At 69.9% G+C, this 3,226-nt stretch carries 4 protein-coding genes; 3 read left to right on the forward strand and 1 reads right to left on the reverse strand.

The window, feature by feature from the left end; all coding sequences use genetic code 11:
- The coding region (locus VA603_RS10210; protein WP_323438744.1) for a pirin family protein at positions 1-587 on the reverse strand (587 nt) is incomplete at its 3' end.
- A 124-nt stretch (positions 588-711) separates the two neighbouring features.
- Between VA603_RS10210 and VA603_RS10215 the strand changes: the two genes are divergently transcribed.
- The 3 genes from VA603_RS10215 to VA603_RS10225 form a co-directional block, all read left to right on the forward strand.
- Positions 712-1,617, forward strand: coding sequence for a LysR family transcriptional regulator (locus VA603_RS10215; RefSeq protein ID WP_192288336.1), 906 nt, complete (start codon positions 712-714; stop codon positions 1,615-1,617).
- Between the two features lie 98 nt (positions 1,618-1,715).
- Positions 1,716-2,897 carry an OmpA family protein gene (locus tag VA603_RS10220; protein WP_323438745.1) on the forward strand — a complete coding sequence of 394 codons (1,182 nt, stop codon included), beginning with the start codon at positions 1,716-1,718 and terminating at the stop codon, positions 2,895-2,897.
- A 134-nt stretch (positions 2,898-3,031) separates the two neighbouring features.
- Positions 3,032-3,226 (forward strand): hypothetical protein (locus VA603_RS10225; protein ID WP_323438746.1); only part of this gene is annotated, 195 nt, incomplete at its 3' end.

Raw genomic sequence — 3,226 nt, forward strand, 5'->3', positions numbered from 1 at the left:
GCGAAGGTGGCGTGCCGGTCACGCTGCAGGCGCAGGTCCCAGACATCCATCGGCGTGTGGGTGCGGGCCGGGCCATGCTGGCCACCGAAGGCACCGGCAATCACGCGGACGGAGCCGGCGCCATCGGCCAGGGGCACGACCGGGATGTCGGCGTTGCCGATGTTCTGGTAGCCCGGCGTGGCCATCTTGTCGCTGGCCGGCAGGTTCACCCACAGCTGCACCATCTCCAGCTTGCCGCCGCGTCGGGTGAAGGCCTCGGAGTGGAACTCCTCGTGCAGGATGCCGGAGGCGGCCGTCATCCACTGCACGTCGCCCGGGCCGATCTCGCCGCCGGCACCGGTGGAGTCGCGGTGGGCCACTTCGCCGTCATAGACGATGGTGACCGTCTCGAACCCGCGGTGCGGGTGCTGGCCGACCCCGCGCGGGGTGTCGGTGGGGCTGAACTCGGCCGGGCCGGCGTGGTCCAGCAGCAGGAACGGGCTGAGCTGCCGGCCGTGGGTGTTGTAGGAGAACAACGAACGGACCGGGAAGCCGTCGCCGACCCAGTGCGGACGGGGGGCGCTGTAGAGGCCGCTGATCTTCTTCATGTCTTTGCTCCAGTGGCGGCGCGGGTGCGCCTTCGTTGACGCAAAGATTAGGATTGGGACGATACCCCTGGTAGACGGCAAAAAATGGTCTCATAGTCCTATCTGGTGAACGATGGGATGCGCCATGCAGGACCTGAACGACCTGTACTACTTCGCCAAGGTGGTCGACTACGGCGGCTTCGCGCCGGCCGGGCGCGCGCTGGGCGAGCCCAAGTCCAAGCTGAGCCGGCGCATCGCCCTGCTGGAGGAACGGCTGGGGGTGCGGCTGATCCAGCGTTCGACCCGGCATTTCTCGGTGACCGAGATCGGGCAGACCTTCCATGCGCATTGCCGGGCGATGCTGGTCGAGGCCGAGGCGGCGGCCGAATCCATCGAGATGACCCGCTCGCAGCCACGCGGCATCGTGCGGGTGAGCTGCCCGACCATGCTGCTGGACTTCCGGGTGGCGAAGATGGTGGCCGACTTCATGGCGCAGTGCCCCGACGTGCAGGTGCACCTGGAGGCCACCAACCGCCGCGTCGACGTGATCGCCGAAGGCTTCGACCTGGCCATCCGCGTGCGCCCGCCGCCGCTGGAGGACAGCGAGCTGGTGCTGAAGGTGCTGGCCGAGCGCACCCAATGCCTGGTGGCGGCGCCGTCGCTGGTCGAGCGGCATGGCATGGCGCACGGCCCGGCCGACCTGCACCTGCTGCCGAGCGTGGCGCTGGGCGTGCCGCAGGCCGAGCATGCCTGGCGGTTGATCGGCCCCGATGGCGCCGAGGCGGTGGTGGCGCATGCGCCGCGGCTGGTCACGCGCGGGATGACGGCCCTGCGCGAAGCGGCCTGGGCCGGTGTCGGCGTGGCCCAGCTGCCCTCGATGATCGTGCGCGAGTCGGTGGAGCAGGGCCGCCTGCTGCGCGTGGCACCGGACTGGGCCCCGCCGAAGGAGATCGTGCACGCGGTGTTTCCGTCGCGGCGCGGGCTGTTGCCGTCGGTGCGCGAGTTCATCGATTTCCTCGCCGCGCGCTTCGCCGAGCTGGACGAATCCTGAGCCGGCGACGGCGCGATCGATCCTGAACCGGGGACAGTCACAGGAAATGCACATGCCGTTGGTGAACTTGTTCGATCACTCGCAAAGGAGCGCCCTGCATGCGCCATGGAATCGCCACGCTGACCTGTCTGTCGTTGTTGCTTGCCGCCTGTGGGCGCACCCCGCCCGCCGCGCCGGCGTCCGGTGACGCCGCGCCCACCGCAGGCGCCCCGGCCCCCGCCGCCGCCCCGGCAGCGGAAGGCTTGACCGCCGGCAGCATCGAGTTCCCGGTGATCCCGCCGATCATGGTGCCCAGCATCATCGGCAGCGGCCCGGCGCAGAAGCAGCTGGAGGCCTCGATGCAGGCGCTGATCAACCCGATCGACGGCATCACCGTGCGTCCGGCGAACTGCGCCACCGACGGCGGGCTGGTCAACGAGAGCGGCTTCACCAACGTCGATGCGCAGGGCAACCTGCAGCGCGTCAGCGGCCAGGGCGTGTTCGAGATCGGCGCCGATGGCAGTGGCCATGCGGTCACCGGCGACGACGTGGTCGAAGTGGCGCCCGACGGCAGCGGCAGCATCATCAACAGCGCCGGCACCTTCGAAGTGCAGGCCGATGGCTCGGGCACCTACGTCGGCGCGTACGGCAACATCGAGCTGGACGGCAAGGGGGGCGGCAACTGGGTCGGCGAGTTCGGCAACATCGAGAACCATGGCGATGGCTCGGGCCGCTGGGTCGGCGCGGAGGGCAGCATCGAGATCAATGCCGATGGCTCGGGCAAGTGGATCGGTGGCCCGGAGGGCATCGTCGAGAACCGTGGCGACGGTACCGGCACCGTGGGCGCGGTCGCCCGCGAGGTGCGCATGGCGCCGCTGCCGCCGCTGCCGCCGGCCGGCCGCTTCCCGTTGCTGGACAAGTTCAAGCCGTCCGGTGCGCCGTGTGGCTTCGTCATCACGCTCAACGACCAGGTGTTGTTCGACTTCGACAAGGCCGACATCCGTCCCGATGCCGGCAAGGTGCTGGACACCCTGGCCACCGCGCTGGGCACGGTGCAGGCCAGCTCCCTCGAGGTCCGCGGCCACACCGATGCCAAGGGCAGCGACGATTACAACCAGGACCTGTCCGAGCGCCGCGCGCGTTCGGTGGTGGCCGCGCTGCAGCAGCGGGGTGCGGCGGCCGGGGCAAGCGCCCACGGCTACGGCGAAACGCAGCCGGTCGCGCCCAACGAGATCAACGGCAAGGACAACCCGGGTGGCCGCCAGCTCAACCGCCGCGTGGATATCTTCGTCCGCACCTAGGAGCGGGGTCGGATGATGCATCGCGGCCAAGGCCGCTCCCGCGGCGTGGGTGTCCGCGACCATGCCTAACGGCCCGTGTCAGGGCCGTGCGCGTCGACGCATCATGGGGCTCTCAGACAAACGAGAGGTTGGTGATGCATGTATTCCGTCCTGCGGCGCTGGGGCTGGCCCTGATGGCCGCCATCGGCTTGGCGAATGCGGCACCGGACGTGCCCGATACCGACGCACGGGGCGTCAGGATCAGCGAGGCCGCCTACCCGGGCACCATCGTGCTCGACGTGGACGCCACCGGCCTGGGCCAGCGCGTGTTCAAGGTGAAGCAGACCGTG

Source organism: Stenotrophomonas capsici (assembly GCF_034961085.1).
GTDB classification, from domain to species: Bacteria; Pseudomonadota; Gammaproteobacteria; order Xanthomonadales; family Xanthomonadaceae; genus Stenotrophomonas; species Stenotrophomonas capsici.

Coding starts and splice junctions, on each gene's coding strand:
- VA603_RS10220 (WP_323438745.1), top strand. CDS start 1,716: ATGCGCCATGGAATCGCCACGCTGACCTGTCTGTCGTTGTTGCTTGCC.
- VA603_RS10215 (WP_192288336.1), top strand. CDS start 712: ATGCAGGACCTGAACGACCTGTACTACTTCGCCAAGGTGGTCGACTAC.